Annotated in this window: 17 protein-coding genes and 1 pseudogene; 16 read left to right on the forward strand and 2 right to left on the reverse strand. The window is 74.5% G+C overall.

Translation table 11 applies throughout. The features are described from left to right. Positions 1–248: 248 nt before the first annotated feature. The 4 genes from ACR9E3_RS00620 to aroB are packed head-to-tail and all read left to right on the forward strand — an operon-like array spanning position 249 to position 3,711. Positions 249–884: a prepilin peptidase gene (locus ACR9E3_RS00620; protein WP_460377633.1), complete on the forward strand. Its 636-nt coding sequence runs from the start codon at positions 249–251 to the stop codon at positions 882–884. 28 nt (positions 885–912) lie between these two features. Next, positions 913–2,109: a chorismate synthase gene (aroC, locus tag ACR9E3_RS00625; RefSeq protein WP_460377635.1), complete on the forward strand. Its 1,197-nt coding sequence runs from the start codon at positions 913–915 to the stop codon at positions 2,107–2,109. Further along, positions 2,106–2,636, forward strand: a complete 531-nt coding sequence (locus ACR9E3_RS00630; protein WP_460377637.1) for a shikimate kinase — start codon at positions 2,106–2,108, stop codon at positions 2,634–2,636. Before aroC ends, ACR9E3_RS00630 begins: the two co-directional genes overlap by 4 nt. Beyond that, on the forward strand, positions 2,623–3,711 hold the full coding sequence (gene aroB, locus ACR9E3_RS00635; protein ID WP_460377638.1) for a 3-dehydroquinate synthase: 1,089 nt from the start codon (positions 2,623–2,625) through the stop codon (positions 3,709–3,711). Before ACR9E3_RS00630 ends, aroB begins: the two co-directional genes overlap by 14 nt. Before the next feature lie 488 nt (positions 3,712–4,199). Here aroB and ACR9E3_RS00640 read toward each other — a convergent pair whose 3' ends face one another. Continuing rightward, complete coding sequence (locus tag ACR9E3_RS00640) at positions 4,200–5,186, reverse strand: hypothetical protein (protein WP_460377640.1); 987 nt, start codon at positions 5,184–5,186, stop codon at positions 4,200–4,202. Between the two features lie 40 nt (positions 5,187–5,226). Between ACR9E3_RS00640 and ACR9E3_RS00645 the strand changes: the two genes are divergently transcribed. The 3 genes and pseudogenes from ACR9E3_RS00645 to nusB all read left to right on the forward strand — a co-directional run. Next, the gene (locus ACR9E3_RS00645; protein WP_460377642.1) at positions 5,227–6,357 is read left to right on the forward strand and encodes a M24 family metallopeptidase; all 1,131 of its coding nucleotides are present in this window, start codon (positions 5,227–5,229) and stop codon (positions 6,355–6,357) included. A 25-nt stretch (positions 6,358–6,382) separates the two neighbouring features. Further along, positions 6,383–6,946 (forward strand): elongation factor P, encoded by a 564-nt coding sequence (efp, locus tag ACR9E3_RS00650; RefSeq protein WP_460377644.1) that lies wholly within the window; start codon positions 6,383–6,385, stop codon positions 6,944–6,946. Between the two features lies 1 nt (position 6,947). Then, a pseudogene (nusB, locus tag ACR9E3_RS00655) lies at positions 6,948–7,403 on the forward strand (transcription antitermination factor NusB); the annotation flags it as partial. 180 nt (positions 7,404–7,583) lie between these two features. Here nusB and bldD read toward each other — a convergent pair. Then, entirely contained in the window at positions 7,584–8,078 is a 495-nt protein-coding gene (gene bldD / locus ACR9E3_RS00660) for a transcriptional regulator BldD (RefSeq protein ID WP_285648184.1), read from the reverse strand. Positions 8,079–8,393: 315 nt separating this feature from the next. Here bldD and pyrR point away from each other — a divergent pair, with 315 nt between their 5' ends. The 9 genes from pyrR to rpoZ all read left to right on the forward strand — a co-directional run bounded on the left by pyrR (position 8,394) and on the right by rpoZ (position 18,233). Further along, positions 8,394–8,978: a bifunctional pyr operon transcriptional regulator/uracil phosphoribosyltransferase PyrR gene (pyrR, locus tag ACR9E3_RS00665; protein WP_460377647.1), complete on the forward strand. Its 585-nt coding sequence runs from the start codon at positions 8,394–8,396 to the stop codon at positions 8,976–8,978. 26 nt (positions 8,979–9,004) lie between these two features. Continuing rightward, positions 9,005–9,964: an aspartate carbamoyltransferase catalytic subunit gene (locus ACR9E3_RS00670; RefSeq protein WP_460378355.1), complete on the forward strand. Its 960-nt coding sequence runs from the start codon at positions 9,005–9,007 to the stop codon at positions 9,962–9,964. Between the two features lie 32 nt (positions 9,965–9,996). Continuing rightward, complete coding sequence (locus ACR9E3_RS00675) at positions 9,997–11,319, forward strand: dihydroorotase (RefSeq protein ID WP_460377649.1); 1,323 nt, start codon at positions 9,997–9,999, stop codon at positions 11,317–11,319. Beyond that, positions 11,316–12,428, forward strand: coding sequence for a glutamine-hydrolyzing carbamoyl-phosphate synthase small subunit (carA, locus tag ACR9E3_RS00680; protein ID WP_460377651.1), 1,113 nt, complete (start codon positions 11,316–11,318; stop codon positions 12,426–12,428). Before ACR9E3_RS00675 ends, carA begins: the two co-directional genes overlap by 4 nt. Before the next feature lie 3 nt (positions 12,429–12,431). Then, positions 12,432–15,818 carry a carbamoyl-phosphate synthase large subunit gene (carB, locus tag ACR9E3_RS00685; RefSeq protein ID WP_460377653.1) on the forward strand — a complete coding sequence of 1,129 codons (3,387 nt, stop codon included), beginning with the start codon at positions 12,432–12,434 and terminating at the stop codon, positions 15,816–15,818. Next, positions 15,815–16,759 carry an orotidine-5'-phosphate decarboxylase gene (gene pyrF / locus ACR9E3_RS00690; RefSeq protein WP_460377654.1) on the forward strand — a complete coding sequence of 315 codons (945 nt, stop codon included), beginning with the start codon at positions 15,815–15,817 and terminating at the stop codon, positions 16,757–16,759. Before carB ends, pyrF begins: the two co-directional genes overlap by 4 nt. 199 nt (positions 16,760–16,958) lie before the next feature. Next, positions 16,959–17,276 carry an integration host factor, actinobacterial type gene (gene mihF / locus ACR9E3_RS00695; RefSeq protein WP_133830239.1) on the forward strand — a complete coding sequence of 106 codons (318 nt, stop codon included), beginning with the start codon at positions 16,959–16,961 and terminating at the stop codon, positions 17,274–17,276. A 40-nt stretch (positions 17,277–17,316) separates the two neighbouring features. Then, entirely contained in the window at positions 17,317–17,955 is a 639-nt protein-coding gene (gene gmk, locus ACR9E3_RS00700) for a guanylate kinase (RefSeq protein WP_460378357.1), read from the forward strand. Further along, the gene (gene rpoZ, locus ACR9E3_RS00705; protein WP_285648178.1) at positions 17,952–18,233 is read left to right on the forward strand and encodes a DNA-directed RNA polymerase subunit omega; all 282 of its coding nucleotides are present in this window, start codon (positions 17,952–17,954) and stop codon (positions 18,231–18,233) included. The genes gmk and rpoZ overlap by 4 nt, the downstream gene beginning before the upstream one ends. Positions 18,234–18,235: the final 2 nt, after the last annotated feature.

Consider the following 18,235-nt stretch of genomic DNA (forward strand, 5'->3'; position numbering starts at 1 on the left):
CGGCTGTGGAGGGGCGGCAGGGTTCGGCAGGGTCGGCGAGGTCGCGGGGTCGGCGAGGTGTGTTCGAGCTATGCGGCTTTGCTGGCGTGTGACGCCAGGATCGCCACACACTCGCCGGCGCGACACGCCGAGTCGATCCTCCGAGGCTCCCCTGGTGCTCCGTCCGCCGTCCCCATCCGCCGGATGCGTCCCCAGGGTTCGAGGCTCATCCGTGACGCCGATGCCGCTCTCGCCCCACGCTCGTCGGTGTGACGACGACGGTGCTCCTCGCGGCGGCGGCCGGCGGGGGAGCGGGCGCGCTGGCGGGCTACGGCCTGCGGACGTGGCTGGCGCGGATGCGGCGCGGGGTGCTGGTATCCGGACCGGCGTGTGCCGTCGCGCTGGCCGTGCTCTGGGCCGCGTCGTGCGGGCTCGTCGGGGCCGGCGTGGTGTCGACGCTCTGGCTCCCGGCCTGGCTGGCGCTCGGTGCGCTCGGGGTGGCCGGCAGCGCCACCGACCTCGCTGCCCACCGCGTGCCGGACTCGCTGACCCTGCCCGCGGCGGGGCTCGCCTGCGCGTCCGTCGTCCCGCTCGGTTCGGCCGCGCTGGTCGCTGGTGTGCTCGGGGCGCTGCTGCTCGGCGGGACGTTCGCGGCCGTGCACCTCGCCGCGCCGCGGGCCCTCGGGGCCGGGGACGTGAAGCTCGCCCCGGCCGTCGGCGCGCCGCTGGCCGCGGCGTCGTGGGGTGCGCTCGCGGCCGTCCCGATGATCGCGGCCGCCGGGGTCCTCGCCCTGCTCGTGGCCTCGTCGCTCACCCGCGACGGCCCCGTTCGCGCCGTGCCCTACGGCCCGCCGCTGCTGGTCGCGGCGTGGTCGGTCCTCACGGTGTCCCTGTCGGGCGGGTGAGCGGTGGTGACGTGGAACGATGGGCGGCGTGTTGCGATGGTTGACGGCGGGAGAGTCGCACGGTGCGGCGCTCACGGCCCTGCTCGAAGGCATGGTCGCGGGTGTCTCGGTGAGCTCGAAGGAGGTGTCGGCGGAGCTCGCGCGGCGCCGTCTCGGCTACGGCCGCGGCGCGCGGATGAGCTTCGAGGCCGACGAGATCGAGATCTCCGGGGGGCTGCGGCACGGCGTGACGCTCGGCAGCCCGGTGGCGATCCGGATCGCCAACTCCGAGTGGCCGAAGTGGGAGACGGTCATGGCGGCCGATCCCGTCGACCCGGCGCTGCTCGAGGGCCGCGCCCGCAACGCGCCACTCACCCGGCCCCGGCCCGGCCATGCCGACCTCGCCGGCATGACGAAGTACGACTTCGACGAGGCCCGCCCGGTGCTCGAGCGCGCGAGCGCCCGCGAGACCGCCGCGAAGGTCGCCCTCGGCGCGGTAGCCAAGGCGTTCCTCGCGCAGGCCCTGGGCGTCGAGGTGCTCTCCCACGTGGTCAGCCTCGGCACGGCCGACGCGACCCCCGACGCGATCCCGATGCCGGGTGACGGCGAGCGGATCGACGCGAGCCCGGTGCGCGCGGTCGACGATGCCTCCACCGCGGCGATGGTGGCCGAGGTCGACGCCGCCAAGGAGGACGGCGACACCCTCGGCGGGGTGGTCGAGGTCGTCGCGCACGGCCTGCCCGTCGGCCTCGGCTCGTACGTCCAGGCGGACCGCCGGCTCGACGCCCGCCTCGCCGGGGCGCTCATGGGCATCCAGGCGATGAAGGGCGTGGAGATCGGCGACGGGTTCACCACGGCGCGCCGGCGAGGGTCGGCGGCGCACGACGAGATGCACGTCGCGGCGCCGGGGATCAGCCGGGCGTCCAACCGCGCCGGGGGCATCGAGGGCGGCATGACCAACGGCGAGCCGCTGCGCGCCCGGGTGGCCATGAAGCCGATCTCGACGGTGCCCCGCGCGCTCGCGACCGTCGACACGGCCACCGGCGAGGCCGCGGTCGCCCACCACCAGCGCTCCGACGTGTGCGCCGTCCCCGCAGCCGGCGTCGTGGCCGAGGCGCTGGTGGCCCTGGTGCTCGCGGACGCCGCGCTGGAGAAGTTCGGCGGCGACTCGCTCGGCGAGACCCGCCGCAACGTCGCGACCTACCTCGAGGCGATCGACCCGACCCTGCTGCGGAGCGCGGAGTGAGTCCGGTCGCCGTGCTCGTCGGGCCTCCCGGGGCGGGCAAGTCGACGGTCGGCGCCCTCCTCGCCGAGCGGCTCGGGACGGTGTTCACCGACACCGACACGATCGTCGAGACCACGGCCGGTCGCGCCATCAGCGACATCTTCCTCACCGACGGCGAGCCCGCTTTCCGCGCGATGGAGCGCGACGCCGTCGCCGCGGCGCTGAGCGAGCACGACGGGGTGCTCGCCCTCGGCGGCGGCGCCGTCATGACCGAGGCCGTCCGCGACCTGCTCGACGGCCATCCCGTGATCTTCCTCGGGGTCGGGCTCGCGGCCGGTGTCCGCCGCGTCGGGCTCTCGACGGCGCGCCCGCTCCTCGCCGGGGTCAACCCGCGCGCGACGTTCTCGGCGCTCCTCCAGGAGCGCCTGCCCGTCTACCGCGCCGTCGCCCGCCACGAGATCGCCACCGACGACGTGGAGCCCTCGGCCGTCGTCGACGCGATCCTCGCCGCCCTGAGCCCGGAGGCCGCCGACCGTGCCCACGGATAGCTCCACGGGACAGCGGCTGCACGTCGCCACCGCTTCCCCCTACGACGTCGTGATCGGCCGCGGGGTCACCGGCGCCGTCGCCGAGACCCTCGCTGGCACCGCGACCGTCGTGGTCTGCCACCAGCCCGCGGTCGCCGGCATCGCCACGACGATCCGCGACGCCCTCGACGCCGCGGGCACTCGGGCCTTCCTGTGGGCGCTGCCCGAGAGCGAGGACGGCAAGGACCTCGCCACCGCGGGGGCGTGCTGGGACGAGTTCGGTCGGCTGGGGCTCACGCGGTCCGACGCGGTCGTCGCCGTCGGGGGCGGGGCGGCCACCGACCTCGCGGGGTTCGTCGCGGCGGGCTGGATGCGCGGGGTGCGGGTGGTGCAGGTGCCCACGACGCTGCTCGCCATGGTCGACGCGGCGGTCGGCGGCAAGACCGGGATCAACACCGCGGCCGGCAAGAACCTCGTCGGTGCGTTCCACGAGCCCACCGCCGTCGTCGCGGACCTGGACGCCCTGCGGACCGTGAGCCGCGCCGAGCTGGCCGCTGGCCTCGCCGAGGTGATCAAGACCGGCTTCATCGTCGACCCGGTGATCCTCGACCTCGTCGAGGCCGATCCCGGGGCCGCGCTCGACCCGGACGGCGACGTCCTCGGCGAGCTCGTCGTCCGTTCCGTGCGGGTCAAGGGCGATGTCGTCGCCGCCGACCTGCGCGAGTCGCACCTGCGCGAGATCCTCAACTACGGGCACACCCTGGGCCACGCCGTCGAGCGCCGCGAGCAGTACCGCTGGCGTCACGGCGAGGCCGTCTCCGTGGGCCTGGTGTTCGCCGCGGAGCTGGCCCGCCGTGTCGGGCGCCTGGACGACGCGACGGCCGACCGCCACGCGGCCGTGCTCCGCTCCGTCGGGCTGCCCACGAGCTATCCCGCCGAGGCGTTCGACGAGCTCGCCGCCACCATGCGGCTGGACAAGAAGTCCCGCGGCGCGCTCCTGCGCTTCGTCGTGCTCGACGGCCTCGCGAACCCCGGGCGCCTCGAAGGCCCCGACCCGGCGGACCTCGCCGCCGCCTACGCCGCGCTCGCGGGCTGACCTCCGCCGTAATCCCCCGCACCGCGTTCCCCGCCCGGACGGGCGGAGCGAGGGTCACCCTCGCTGCGTCCAGGGCAGCGAGGGACGCCCTCGCTCCCGTCCCGACGCCGAGCACGCCGACCCCGCTCCGCGTGCTCGCATGATCACGGGCGCCTGGTGCACCTCCGCCGGCTCGGCGCGGTGCACAGCGCGCTGCTGATCACAGGCGCCGCGTCACGGCGTCGGACGCGTTTGCGATCAGCACGTTCCGCATGCCGCGAAGCCTGTTGATCATGCGCACGGTGCCGCTCGCGTCGCTCGACGCCCGGCCCCCACCCAGGCGGGACGGAGCGAGGGTCACCTCCGCTGCCTCCCACGCAGCGAGGGACGCCTTCGCTCCTTCACTCCACGGGCACGCCTCGCGTCCCCTCGCTGCGTCCGGGGCAGCGAGGGACGCCCTCGCTCCCTCACTCCACGGGCACCCCGCGCGCCGACCGGCCGGACCGACGTCAGGACTTCGGGCGCCGCAGACCGAACTTGCGACGCGGGCCCCGCTCCGGCTCCTCGGAGTCGGACGGCTGCGCGTCCTCGCTGCGGACCACGGGCTGCGAGCCCGTCGGGTCGAGGCGCCCGCCCGGCATCGGGAACGACGGCAGGACCGCGACGACCGGAGGGTCGACGGGCTCCGGCGCGTCGGGGTGCGCCGGCCGGGGCGTCGTGACGTCCGGCTGCCCGAACGGGGAGGACACCGGTGTGGACGACCCCGACGACGACCCCGGCGACGGCTCTCCTGCCGCCCGCACCGTGGAGACCCGGCGCTGCTGCGCGAGGCGCGGCGCCTCGGGCATCCGCTCACGTTCGGCGACCTCGGGGGTCCGGCGGCCGGGGGTGCGGACGCCCGCCACGGACGGTGCCACCGCGGTCGCCGCGGCCGGGCGGACTCCGGCTCGCGCCGCGGCACGGGCGGCGGCCGCGGCGCGCTCCTCGGCCAGGGGGTCGACGTCGCCGCGGTCGATGGCCGCCTGGCGTGCCACGGCCTCGTCGTCGGCGTCGAGGAACGGGTCCTCGGTGCCCTCGCCGTGGCGGCGCATCGACAGCCAGCCGAGACGGGACCCGACGAACACCGCCGCGAGGATGAGCAGCGCGACGAACGACGCGCGGCCGACGAGGGCGGTCTGGAGGTCGGCGACGCCGGTCTCGTCGACGAACGCCGCGAGCAGGATCCAGCTCAGCAGGCCCGCCGCGGGCGCCGTGACCAGCGCGGTGATGAACCAGGTCCACTCCGGGGGCCGGCGGCCGAGCACGATCTCCGCGCCCACCCAGCCGATCACCACGACCGACACGACCAGCAGCAGGACGATGCTCCAGAGCCGCAGCAGGTCGGGCGACCACGACCGCAGGGCGACGAACAACGCCTCCGCGACACCGAACACCACGGTGAGCACGAGTGTTCGCAGGACCCAGGGCTGCAGCCGGACCGTCGGCACGGGAAGCACCCCGACACCGTACGACCCGCCCTCACCTAGGCTGACGGGCATGCTGACTCCGGGGGTCCCGACCCGTCCGGAGCGTGCCCCCGGCGGTCACGCCCGGCGTCGCGACGCCCTGCGCGCGGCCCTGCGGGAGGCGGGACTCGACGCGCTGCTCGTCACCGACCTCGTGAACGTCCGCTACCTGTCGGGGTTCACGGGCTCCAACGCCGCGCTGCTCGTCGACGCCGGTGACGAGGCCGACCGCGGCGAGGAGCACACGGTGCTCGCGACCGACGGCCGCTACACGACTCAGGCGGCCGCCCAGACCCCCGACCTCCCGGTGCTCGTCGAGCGCGCCTGCGCACCGGCACTGCTGCACGACCGAGCAGGGCGGATCGGGTTCGACAGCGCCCACGTCACCATCGACGGGCACGCCGCGCTCGTCGCCGCGCTGGAGGACGGCGAGCTCACGAGGTCGCCGGGCCTCGTCGAGACACTGCGCGCGATCAAGGACGCCGGCGAGGTCGACGCGCTGCGCCAGGCCTGCGCCGCCGCCGACGCCGCGCTGGCCGGCATGATCGCGGCCGGGGGTCTGCAGGACGGGCGCACCGAGCGTGAGGTGGCCCGCGACCTCGAGGAGCGCATGCGCGAGGCCGGCGCCGAGGGCCCGTCGTTCGACACGATCGTCGCCGCCGGGGCGCACGCCGCGATCCCGCACCACGAGCCGACCGACGCACCCCTGGCCGACGGTGATCTGTTGACCATGGACTTCGGCGCGCTCGTCGACGGCTACCACTCGGACATGACGCGCACGGTGGTCGTCGGGACCCCGGCCGGCTGGCAGCGGGACCTGCACGCCCTCGTCGCCGAGGCCGCCGCGGCCGGGCGGGCGGCGCTCGCGCCAGGTGCCGCCACCCGCGACGTCGACGCCGCCGCCCGCGACGTGATCACCGCGGCGGGGTTCGGCGAGCAGTTCGTGCACGGCCTCGGGCACGGCGTCGGGCTGGTCATCCACGAGGCTCCGGCGGTGTCCGCGACCGCGACCGCTACCCTGGATGCGGGGATGACGGTCACCGTCGAGCCGGGGGTGTACCTGGCCGGGCGGGGCGGGGTCCGGATCGAGGACACGCTCGTCGTCACCGACGACGGTGCCGTGCCCCTCACGCAGAGCCCCCGGGACCTCGTGCCCGAGTAGACGACCCGTAGGAGAGAGCGCTCCCGTGGCGACGACGAACGACCTGAAGAACGGCATGGTGCTGCGGATCGACGGCAACCTGTGGTCGGTCACCGAGTTCCAGCACGTCAAGCCGGGCAAGGGCGGCGCCTTCGTCCGCACGACGCTGAAGAACGTCATGACCGGCAAGGTCGTCGACAAGACCTTCAACGCCGGCACCAAGGTCGAGACCGCCAACGTCGACCGGCGCGACATGACCTACCTGTACCGCGACGGCGACGACTTCATCTTCATGGACGCCGCCGACTACGAGCAGGTCCCGGTGAACGCCGCGACCGTGGGCGACCAGGCGCGGTTCCTCCTGGAGAACCAGGAGGTCCAGGTCTCGTTCAACGACGGCGTGCCGCTCTACATCGAGCTGCCGGCCTCGGTCGAGCTGGAGATCACGCAGACCGACCCGGGCCTGCAGGGCGACCGCTCGACCGGAGGCACGAAGCCGGCCACGGTCTCGACCGGCGCGGAGATCCAGGTCCCGCTGTTCCTCGAGACCGGCACCAAGGTCAAGGTCGACACCCGCGACGGGCGCTACCTGGGTCGCGTGAGCGGCTGAGGTGTCCGGACCAGCCTCACCCCCCACTCCCCGCAAGGGCTCCCGTTCCAAGGCCCGCAAGCGGGCCCTGGACATCCTCTTCGAGTCCGAGGCCCGCGCCGAGGACGCGCAGGAGGTGCTCGCCCGCCGCATCGCCGGTGCCGACGCACCGCCGGTCTCGGACTTCGCCGCCTCCCTCGTGGAGGGGGTGATCGAGCACCGCGACGAGATCGACGCGGTGATCTCGTCCTACGCGCGCGGCTGGACGATGGCGCGCATGCCGGCGGTCGACCGCATGATCCTGCGCATCGGGGTCTTCGAGATCCGCTACTCCGACGACGTGCCGGACCCGGTCGCCATCGACGAGGCCATCGACCTCGCGCGCGAGCTCTCGACCGACGACTCGCCGCGCTTCGTCAACGGGGTGCTCGCCGGGGTGTCCTCGGGGCAGCCGGGCACGGTGGCGCCGCCCTCACCGGACCGCGTGGACGTCCCGGCCGGTGTCGAGCTGGCGCCGGCGGACGACGACCCGCCGGCGGACGACGAGCCCACCGGAGGCTGACGACGGGCTGACCCGGCGCGCGAACGGGGAGTTCACGCGCAGAGAAGCAGCGAACGTCCAGCTGAGCACGCCGATAGGGCGTTCGCTGCAACAGTCCTAGTCCTCCATCGCCCGCGCGACGCGCGCCTCGGGCGGGAGGACGCCCCAGTCGACGAGCTGGTCGGACAGCTCGCCCGGGCTCATGTCGTAGATGATCGCGAGCGAGCGCAGGTCCTCGTTGCGGATGGAGAGGACCTTGCCGTTGTAGTCGCCGCGCTGGCTCTGGATGGCCGCGGCGTAGCGGGCCAGCGGGCCGGCCTTCTCGGCGGGCAGCTGCTGGAGCCGCTCGAGGTTGATCACGATCTTGGCGGCGGGCTCCGAGCCGGAGGGCACGCGGCCCTCGGGGAGCAGCTCGGCCACGGGCACGCCGTAGAAGTCGGCGAGCTCGGCGAGCTTCTGGACGGTCACGGCGCGGTCGCCACGTTCGTACGAGCCGACGACGACGGCCTTCCAGCGGCCACCGGACTTCTGCTCGACCCCGTGCAGCGACAGCCCCTGCTGCTGGCGGATGCCCCGGAGCTTCGACCCCAGCGCCTTCGCATAGTCACCCATCTGGCGGACACCCCGTCCTTTCGCGTCGCCCGTGTCGCCCCGCCCGTGCACCCAGCGAAGTCGATACGGAGAGTGATGATGCGCCCCCGGTGCTCACATGGTCAAGCCGGGGACCGTGTGGATCGTCGCCGGTGTGGCTCGTGGCACCTCGTCCGGACACGGACCACGGCGCGTAGCGCCCGAACGGGCACGCCCGGCGGCGAACCGGGTGACACGCCCCGGCGGGCGGCTCCGTCGTCGCTGATAGTGTGCAAGCAGTCCTGACCGACATCCTTTAAGAGCCGTCCGGCGAGGCGGAGAAGGAGGGTCGCCCGCGTGCCGTCACGGCGCCGGGGCGCATCCGGGTCGGGTGACGCGAGTGCCGAGGGTGAGCGCGAGCTCCTCTCGGCGGCCGATCTCGCGCGCACCGTGGCCCGGGTCGCCCACGAGATCATCGAGCGCACCGCCCCCGATGGCGGTACCGATCCCGTCGTCCTGCTGGGTCTGCCGACGCGCGGGACGTACCTCGCCCGCCGGCTCGCCGACCGGATCTCCGAGATCACCGGCGCCCGCGTACCGGTCGGCACCCTCGATCCCACGCTCTACCGCGACGACCTCCGCCTGCGCCCGACGCGCGCGCTCGCGGAGACCGAGCTGCCCCCGGGCGGCATCGACGAGGCGGTCGTCGTGCTGGTCGACGACGTCCTGTTCTCCGGGCGGACCGTCCGCGCGGCCCTCGACGCGCTGCGCGACCACGGTCGCCCCCGCGCGGTGCAGCTCGCCGTCCTCGTCGACCGCGGCCACCGCGAGCTGCCGATCCGCGCGGACTACGTCGGCAAGAACGTGCCGACCAGCCGCACCGAGGACGTCGCGGTGCGCCTGGTCGAGGTCGACGGCGAGGACGGGGTGAGCCTGCGATGAGCGAGCCCACCCGGACCGGCATCGGCCTGCGCCACCTCCTGTCCACCGAGGGACTGCGACGCGCCCAGGCCGAGGCGCTGCTGGACACCGCCGCGGGCATGGAGCAGGCGCTCACCGGCCGCGCGGTGCGCAAGCTGCCCACGCTGCGCGGGCGCACGGTCGTCACGCTGTTCTACGAGAACTCGACCCGCACCCGGGTCTCCTTCGAGGTCGCCGGCAAGTGGATGAGCGCGGACACGATCAACGTGTCGGCGAGCGCCTCCTCGGTCAGCAAGGGGGAGTCGCTGCGCGACACCGCCGCGACGCTCGGCGCGGCGGGCGCCGACTGCCTCGTCGTGCGCCACCCCGCCTCCGGCGCCCCGCACCGCATCGCGGCCTGGCTGGACCAGGTCGGGCACTCCCACCTCGGCCGCGAGGGCCACGTCGCTGTGATCAACGCCGGCGACGGCACCCACGAGCACCCCAGCCAGGCACTGCTCGACGCGGCCACCCTGCGCAAGCGGCTCGGGCAGGTCGACGGCGCGCACGTCGCGATCGTCGGCGACGTGCTGCACAGCCGCGTCGCCCGCTCCAACGCCCACCTGCTGGCGACGCTCGGCGCGCGGGTGACGCTCGTGGCGCCGCCGACCCTGCTCCCGGTCGGGGTGGCCGACTGGCCCGTGACGATCGCGCACGATCTCGACGCCGTCCTGGACCACGGGCCGGACGCCGTGATGATGCTGCGCGTCCAGGCCGAGCGGATGCACGGCGGCTTCTTCCCCTCCGCCCGCGAGTACGCGGTGCGCTTCGGGCTCTCCCAGCCGCGCGCCGACCGCCTGCCCGACCACGCCGTCGTCCTGCACCCGGGCCCGGCCGTGCGCGGCATGGAGATCGCCAGCTCGGTGGCCGACTCGAGCCGCGCGGCGATCGCCGAGCAGGTCACCGCCGGGGTGCACGTGCGGATGGCGATCCTCTATCACCTGCTCGCCGGGGAGGACGTGGCGTGACAGGAGACGAAGCGGAGCGGAGCTCGACCCGGATGACGACCACCGTGATCAGGAACGTCCGTCCCTACGGTGAGGACCCCACCGATCTGTACGTCCGCGACGGGCTGCTCGTGGAGGCCGGGGAGGTCTCAGACCCCGACGAGACCGTCGACGCCGACGGCCTCATCGCCCTCCCGGGTCTCGTCGACCTCCACACCCACCTGCGCGAGCCCGGGGGCGAGGAGGCCGAGACCGTCGCGACCGGCTCGGCCGCCGCCGCACTGGGCGGCTACACCGCGGTCTTCGCGATGCCGAACACCGACCCGGTCGCCGACTCGCCGGTGGTCGTCGAGCACGTCTGGCGCCGCGGACGCGAGGTCGGGCTGGTCGACGTGCACCCGGTCGGCGCCGTCACCGTCGGGCTCGAGGGCGCCAAGCTCGCCGAGATGGGCATGATGGCCGCGTCGCCCGCCCGGGTGCGGATGTTCTCCGACGACGGCCGCTGCGTGAACGACCCGCTGGTGATGCGCCGGGCCCTCGAGTACGCCCGCGCCCTGGACGCCGTCGTGGCCCAGCACGCCGAGGACCATCGGCTCACGGTCGGGGCACAGGCGCACGAAGGCCCCGTCGCGGCGCGGCTGGGGCTCGCCGGCTGGGACCCGGCGGCCGAGGAGTCGATCGTCGCCCGCGACGTGATGCTCGCCGCGGCGGCGGGAGCGCGCCTGCACGTCTGCCATCTCTCGACGGCACGCTCCGCGGAGATCCTGCGGTGGGCCCGCGAGCGGTACGACGTCCGCGTGTCGGCCGAGGTCACCCCGCACCACCTGCTGCTCACCGACACCGCGGCGCAGGACTACGACCCCGTGCACAAGGTCAACCCGCCGCTGCGCCCGGACGCGGACACGCAGGCCCTGCGCCGCGCACTGGCCGACGGGACGGTCGACTGCGTGGCCACCGACCACGCCCCGCACGCGGTGGAGGCCAAGGACTGTGAGTGGTCCGCGGCCCGACCCGGCATGCTGGGGCTGCAGACGGCGCTGCCGGTGGTGGCGACGACGATGGTGGCCACCGGCCTGCTCGACTGGCGCGGCGTGGCGCGGGTGTGCAGCGAGGCCCCCGCGCGCATTGCGGGACTGGGCGACCAGGGCCGCCCCCTGACGGCGGGCGAACCGGCGACGCTGACACTGGTCGACCCGGACGCCGCCTGGACGGTCCGGGGCGCCACGCTGGCGAGCCGGGCGGCGAACACCCCGTACGAGGGGATGGAGATGCCGGTCTCGGTGGTGCACACCATGCTGCGGGGCCGGTGGACGGTGCGGGACGGGAAGGTAGAGGGCCATGAGGGACACGAAGCGAAGCGGGAGCTGGACCGTTGACCGCTGACGAGGCGGTGCTCGTCCTCGAGGACGGCAGCCTCCACCGCGGCGAGGCGTTCGGGGCCCGCGGGCGCACGCTGGGTGAGGCGGTGTTCGCCACGGGGATGACGGGCTACCAGGAGACGCTGACCGACCCCAGCTACCACCGGCAGATCGTCGTGGCGACCGCGCCGCACATCGGCAACACCGGGTGGAACGACGAGGACGACGAGTCGGGCGCGATCCAGGTCGCGGGCTACGTGGTGCGCGACCCCGCCCGCCGCCCCTCGAACTGGCGCTCCCGGCGCGGCCTGCCCGAGGAGCTCGCCCGCCAGGGCGTCGTCGGGCTGGCCGGGGTCGACACCCGCGCGATCACGCGGCGCCTGCGCGAGGCGGGCTCGATGCGCGCCGGGATCTTCTCCGGCGACGCCCTCGGGGACGCGACGACGATGCGCGCCGAGGTGCTCGACAGCCCGCCGATGGCCGGCGCGGACCTCGCGGGCGCGGTCACCACCCGCGAGCCCTACACCGTGCCGGCGGCGGGGGAGACCCGCTTCCGCGTCGCGGCGCTCGACCTCGGCATCAAGGCCAACACCCCGCGGATGCTCGCCGAGCGCGGTATCGAGACCCGGGTGCTGCCGTCGTCGGCGACGATCGACCAGCTCCTGGAGGGGTCGCCGGACGGCGTGTTCCTCTCCAACGGCCCCGGCGACCCCGCGACGGCCGACCACGCCGTCGCGCTGACCGCCGAGGTGCTGCGCCGCGAGGTGCCGCTGTTCGGCATCTGCTTCGGCAACCAGATCCTCTCCCGCGCGCTCGGGCTGGGGACCTACAAGATGCGCTACGGGCACCGCGGGATCAACATCCCGGTCGTCGACCACACGACCGGCGCGGTGGCCATCACGAGCCAGAACCACGGGTTCGCCGTCGCCGGCGAGCCGGGGGCCCGGGTGGACTCGCCGTTCGGCACCGTCCACCTGAGCCATTCGTGCCCGAACGACGGCACCGTCGAGGGCGTGACCTGCGAGGGCGTCCCGGCCTTCAGCGTCCAGTACCACCCGGAGGCCGCGGCCGGTCCGCACGACGCGGCCGACCTCTTCGACCGATTCGCGGATCTGATGGGGAAGTAACGCATGCCGCGCCGCGAGGACATCCACCACGTCCTGGTCATCGGCTCCGGCCCGATCGTCATCGGTCAGGCCTGCGAGTTCGACTACTCGGGCACCCAGGCCTGCCGCGTCCTGCGGGAGGAGGGCCTGCGCGTCTCGCTGGTCAACTCGAACCCGGCGACGATCATGACGGACCCGGAGTACGCCGACGCCACCTACGTCGAGCCGATCACCGTCGAGCACGTCACCAAGGTCATCGAGGCCGAGCGGCCGGACGCGCTGCTCGCCACTCTCGGCGGCCAGACCGCGCTCAACACGGCGATCGCCCTGCACGACGCCGGGGTGCTCGAGCGCTACGGCGTCGAGCTGATCGGCGCCGACATCGACGCGATCCAGCGCGGCGAGGACCGCCTCAAGTTCAAGGACATCGTCCGGCAGATCGGCGGCGACGTGCCGCGCTCGGAGGTCTGCCACTCGATGGCCGAGGTCCGGGCCACCGTCGAGGAGGTCGGGCTCCCCGTCGTCATCCGCCCCAGCTTCACCATGGGCGGGCTCGGGTCGGGCCTGGCCTACACCCACGACGAGCTCGAGCGCCTCGCCGGCAGCGGCCTGGCCGCGAGCCCGGTGCACGAGGTCCTCATCGAGGAGTCGGTGCTCGGGTGGAAGGAGTTCGAGCTCGAGCTCATGCGCGACGGCGCGGACAACGTCGTCGTCGTCTGCTCGATCGAGAACGTCGACCCGATGGGCGTGCACACCGGCGACTCGGTGACCGTCGCGCCCGCGCTGACGCTGACCGACCGCGAGTACCAGGTCATGCGCGACACGGGGATCGCCGTGCTGCGCGCGGTGGGCGTCGAGACCGGCGGCTGCAACATCCAGTTCGCGGTGCACCCGACCACCGGACGCCTCGTCGTGATCGAGATGAACCCCCGGGTCAGCCGCTCGAGCGCGCTGGCCTCCAAGGCCACCGGGTTCCCGATCGCGAAGATCGCCGCGCGGCTCGCCGTCGGCTACACGCTCGACGAGATCACCAACGACATCACCGGCGAGACCCCGGCGAGCTTCGAGCCGACGCTCGACTACGTCGTGGTCAAGGTGCCGCGGTTCGCGTTCGAGAAGTTCCCCGGCGCGGACCCGACGCTGACCACCACGATGAAGTCGGTCGGCGAGGCGATGGCGCTGGGCCGCAGCTTCGGCGAGGCCCTGAACAAGGCGCTGCGCTCGGCGGAGACCAAGGCCCTCGGGTTCTGGACGACGCCGGACCCCGACGCGACGCCGGAGGAGGCGCTGCACCAGGCGTCCCTGCCCCGCGACGGGCGCCTCTACGCCGTCGAGCGCGCGCTGCGGCTCGGGGCGAGCGTCGACCAGGTCAGCGAGGCCTCGGGCATCGACGCCTGGTTCGTCGAGCAGATCGAGGGGCTGGTGGTGCTGCGCGCCGAGATCGCCGAGGCCCCCGTGCTCGACCAGGCGCTGCTGCGCCGGGCCAAGCGCTCCGGGCTCTCCGACGCCCAGATCGCCGCCGTGCGCCCGGAGCTCGCCGGCGAGGAGGGCGTGCGGGCCCTGCGCCACCGCCTCGGGGTGCGACCGGTGTACAAGACCGTCGACACCTGCGCCGCCGAGTTCGCCGCGCGCACGCCGTACCACTACTCGGCCTACGAGTCCGACCCCGCGGCCGAGACCGAGGTCGTGCCGCAGACGGTGAAGCCCAAGGTGATCATCCTCGGCTCGGGGCCGAACCGGATCGGGCAGGGCATCGAGTTCGACTACTCCTGCGTGCACGCCGCGACCTCGCTGCGCGCGGCGGGCTTCGAGACCGTGATGCTCAACTGCAACCCCGAGACGGTCTCCACCGACTACGACACCTCCGACCGCCTCTACTTCGAGCCCCTCACCGAGGAGGACGTGCTCGAGGTGGTGCACGCCGAGCAGGTCTCCGGGGAGGGCGGCCCGGGCCTGGTCGGGGTCGTCGTGCAGCTCGGCGGCCAGACCCCGCTCAAGCTCGCCGCCGGCCTGGAGGCCGCCGGGGTGCCGGTGGTCGGCACGCCGCCCGCGGCGATCGACCTCGCCGAGGAGCGCGGCGCGTTCGGCCGGGTGCTCGACGACGCCGAGCTGCCCGCCCCGCCCTACGGCACGGCCACCAGCTTCGACGGGGCCCGCGAGATCGCCGCGTCGATCGGCTACCCCGTGCTCGTCCGCCCGTCCTACGTGCTCGGCGGGCGCGGCATGGAGATCGTCTACGACGACGAGACCCTCCGCGACTACATCGCCCGCGCCACCGAGGTCACCCCCGACCACCCGGTGCTGGTCGACCGCTTCCTCGACGACGCGATCGAGATCGACGTCGACGCGCTCTGCGACGCCGACGGGGAGGTCTACCTCGGCGGGGTCATGGAGCACATCGAGGAGGCCGGGGTCCACTCCGGCGACTCCTCGTGCGCCCTGCCGCCGATCACGCTCGGCGTCGCGGAGCTCGAGACGGTCCGGGCCTCGACGGTCGCCCTGGCGCGCCGCCTGGGCGTGCTGGGTCTCATGAACGTCCAGTACGCGCTCAAGGACGACGTCCTGTTCGTGCTCGAGGCCAACCCGCGGGCCTCGCGCACCGTCCCGTTCGTCTCCAAGGCCACCGGCGTCCCCCTGGCCGGCGCCGCCTCGCGGATCATGCTCGGGGCGACCGTCGCGGGGCTGCGCGCGGAGGGCGTCCTGCCCGCGGAGGGCGACGGGGCGGACCTGCCCCGCGAGCACCCCGTGGCGGTCAAGGAGGCCGTGCTGCCGTTCCACCGCTTCCGTCGCCCCGACGGGCGCGGGGTGGACTCGCTGCTGGGCCCCGAGATGAAGTCCACGGGCGAGGTCATGGGCATCGACCACGCCTTCGCGACGGCGTTCGCGAAGTCGCAGGCCGCGGCGTCGGGCCCGCTGCCGGTGCGCGGCACGGTGTTCGTCTCGGTGGCCAACCGGGACAAGCGCTCGCTGATCTTCCCGGTCAAGCGCCTCGCCGACCTCGGGTTCGCCATCCTCGCGACCGCGGGAACCGCGAGCGTGCTCGAGCGCAACGGCATCCCGTGCGAGGTGGTGCGCAAGCACTTCGAGGGCGCCGAGGGGCAGTCGACGATCCTCGACAAGATCGCTGCCGGCGAGGTCGACCTCGTGGTCAACACCCCGGTCGGGCACTCCGGGCCGCGCATCGACGGGTACGAGATCCGCGCCGCGTGCCTCGACCTCGGCATCCCGTGCGTCACCACCGTCCAGGGTGCGGCGGCCGCCGTGCAGGCCGTCGAGGCGGCGATCCGGGGCGAGGTCGCGGTGACGCCGCTCCAGACCTTCCACGAGCGGCTGGCCAAGGCCCGGGCGCAGCGGGTCGCCTCGAACGGCGTCGGGCCGGCGCCGTCGCGGGTGACGGTGGCGGGCTCGTGAGCTCCGCCGGGCCGAGGGCGCCCTTCCGGGCTCGGCTGCGCGAGGCCGTCGAGGCCCACGGGCCGCTGTGCGTCGGGATCGACCCGCACCCCGGCCTGCTGTCGGCGTGGGGTCTCGACGCCGACGCGGCGGGGGTCGAGCGGTTCGCCCGCGGCGTCGTCGAGGCGCTCGCCGGGCACGTGGCGCTGTTCAAGCCGCAGGTCGCGCTGTTCGAGGTGTACGGGTCCGCCGGCCTCGGCGCCCTCGAGCGCGCGCTGGCCGACGCCCGGGACGCGGGGGCTCTCACCCTCGCCGACGCCAAGCGCGGCGACATCGGCTCGACGATGGCCGGCTACGCCCGCGCCTGGCTCGGTGACGGTGCGCCGCTGGCCGCCGACGCGGTGACGCTCTCGCCCTACCTGGGGGTCGGGGCGCTGGCCCCGGCGCTCGACCTCGCCGTGGCCACGGGGCGCGGCGTGTTCGTCCTGGCCCGGACCTCGAACCCGGAGGCGTCGGGCGTCCAGTCGGCCCAGGCGTGGGTGGCGGGAGCGGGCGGCTCCCCGCCTGACACGCAGCGCAGCGGAGCTGGACATCGCCGCATGCGGGAGGTCGCCCAGTCGGTCGTGGACGCCCTCGCCGACCACAACGCCGCGCACGCGGGCGGGCTCGGCGACGGGTCGGCCGGCGCGGTCGTGGGGCTCACCCGCGGCACCACCGGCCGCGACCACGGCCTGGACCTCGCCGCGCTCGGCGGCCCGGTGCTCGTGCCCGGGCTGGGTGCCCAGGGGGGCACGCCCGCCGACGTGGCCGCGGTGTTCGGCGCGTCGGGTCCGTCCGGCGCGCTCGGGGAGGCCGGTGGACCGGTCGTCCCGGTGAGCGCCCGGGAGGTGCTCACCGCCGGCCCCGACCACGGAGCGCTGAGAGCCGCGGTCGGCGCGCTGAACGGGTCGCTCACCGGGTAGACCGTCCGCGTGGGGGCCCTCCGTCCGACGATCACGGCCGGTGGGCGCGACGGCCGTCCGACCTGCGGACACTCCGGCCCCACGGACTGTCGGCGTCGGCCGCGCGCGGTACGTTCGCCATCACTGGTCAAGCCATTCGCCACCACGGCGCCCGGTCCGCGAGGGCCGGAATCCGTCGTCACGACCCCCGGAGGAGAACGTGGCATTACCCGAGCTGACCGAGGAGCAGCGGGCTGCGGCGCTGGAGAAGGCCGCCGCCGCTCGCCGTGCCCGGGCCGAGCTCAAGGAGCGGCTCAAGCGTGGAGGCACCAGCCTCTCGGAGGTGCTCGAGCAGGCCGACTCGGACGAGGTGCTCGGCAAGATGAAGGTCTCGGCGCTGCTGGAGGCCATGCCGGGCGTGGGCAAGGTCCGCGCGCAGCAGATCATGGAGCGCCTGGAGATCGCCCCGAGCCGCCGCCTGCGCGGCCTGGGCGAGCGCCAGCGCAAGGCGCTGCTCGACGAGTTCTCCGGCGAGTGAGCCGGTGACCGCACCCCCGGACCACGGGCCCGGCCGGCTGATGGTGCTGGCCGGGCCCTCGGGGGTCGGCAAGAGCACGGTGGTGGCCGAGCTCCGCCGCATCCGTGCGCCGTTGTGGTTCAGCGTGTCCGCGACCACCCGGGCCGCCCGGCCCGGGGAGGTCGACGGGCGCGACTACCACTTCGTCGACGCGGCGGAGTTCGACCGCATGATCACCGAGGGCGAGCTGCTCGAGTGGGCCGAGATCCACGGCGGCATGCACCGCTCGGGCACACCGCGGGCGCCGGTGGACGCGCACCTGGCCCGCGGTGAGCCGGTGCTGCTCGAGCTGGATCTCGCGGGCGCGCGCGCCGTCCGGTCCCAGCGCCCGGACGCGCTGTTCGTCTTCCTCGAGCCCCCCTCGTGGGAGGTGCTCGTCGGCCGCCTCATCGGCCGGGGCACCGAGGCGACCGAGGTCGTCGACCGCCGTCTGGCCACCGCGCGCGAGGAACTGGCCGCGAGCACCGAGTTCGACGTCACCGTCGTCAACCACGACGTCGGGGAGACCGCGCGGCGGTTGGTAGAGTTGAGCGCTGGTCCTCCCGTGAGCCGCGCCGGCCGGGAGGCCGTGCCGACGGCGTCATCAGCACCGTCGGACCGTTCACCGTCCGGCGCGACCCCTGCAGGAGCGAGCGAGTGAGCATTTCCACCGGACGGCCCGGCAGCATCCTCGAGGGCCCGGAGGGCATCACCAACCCTCCGATCGACGAGCTGCTGGAGACGGTGAGCTCCAAGTACGCGCTGGTCATCTACGCGGCCAAGCGCGCCCGTCAGATCAACGACTACTACGCCCAGCTGGGCGAGGGCCTGCTCGAGTACGTGGGCCCGCTCGTCGAGCCCGGCCCGCGCGAGAAGCCGCTCTCGGTGGCCATGCGCGAGATCCACTCCGGCCTGCTCGAGCACACCGAGGGCGAGTAGCG

Source organism: Actinomycetospora sp. C-140 (assembly GCF_054796175.1).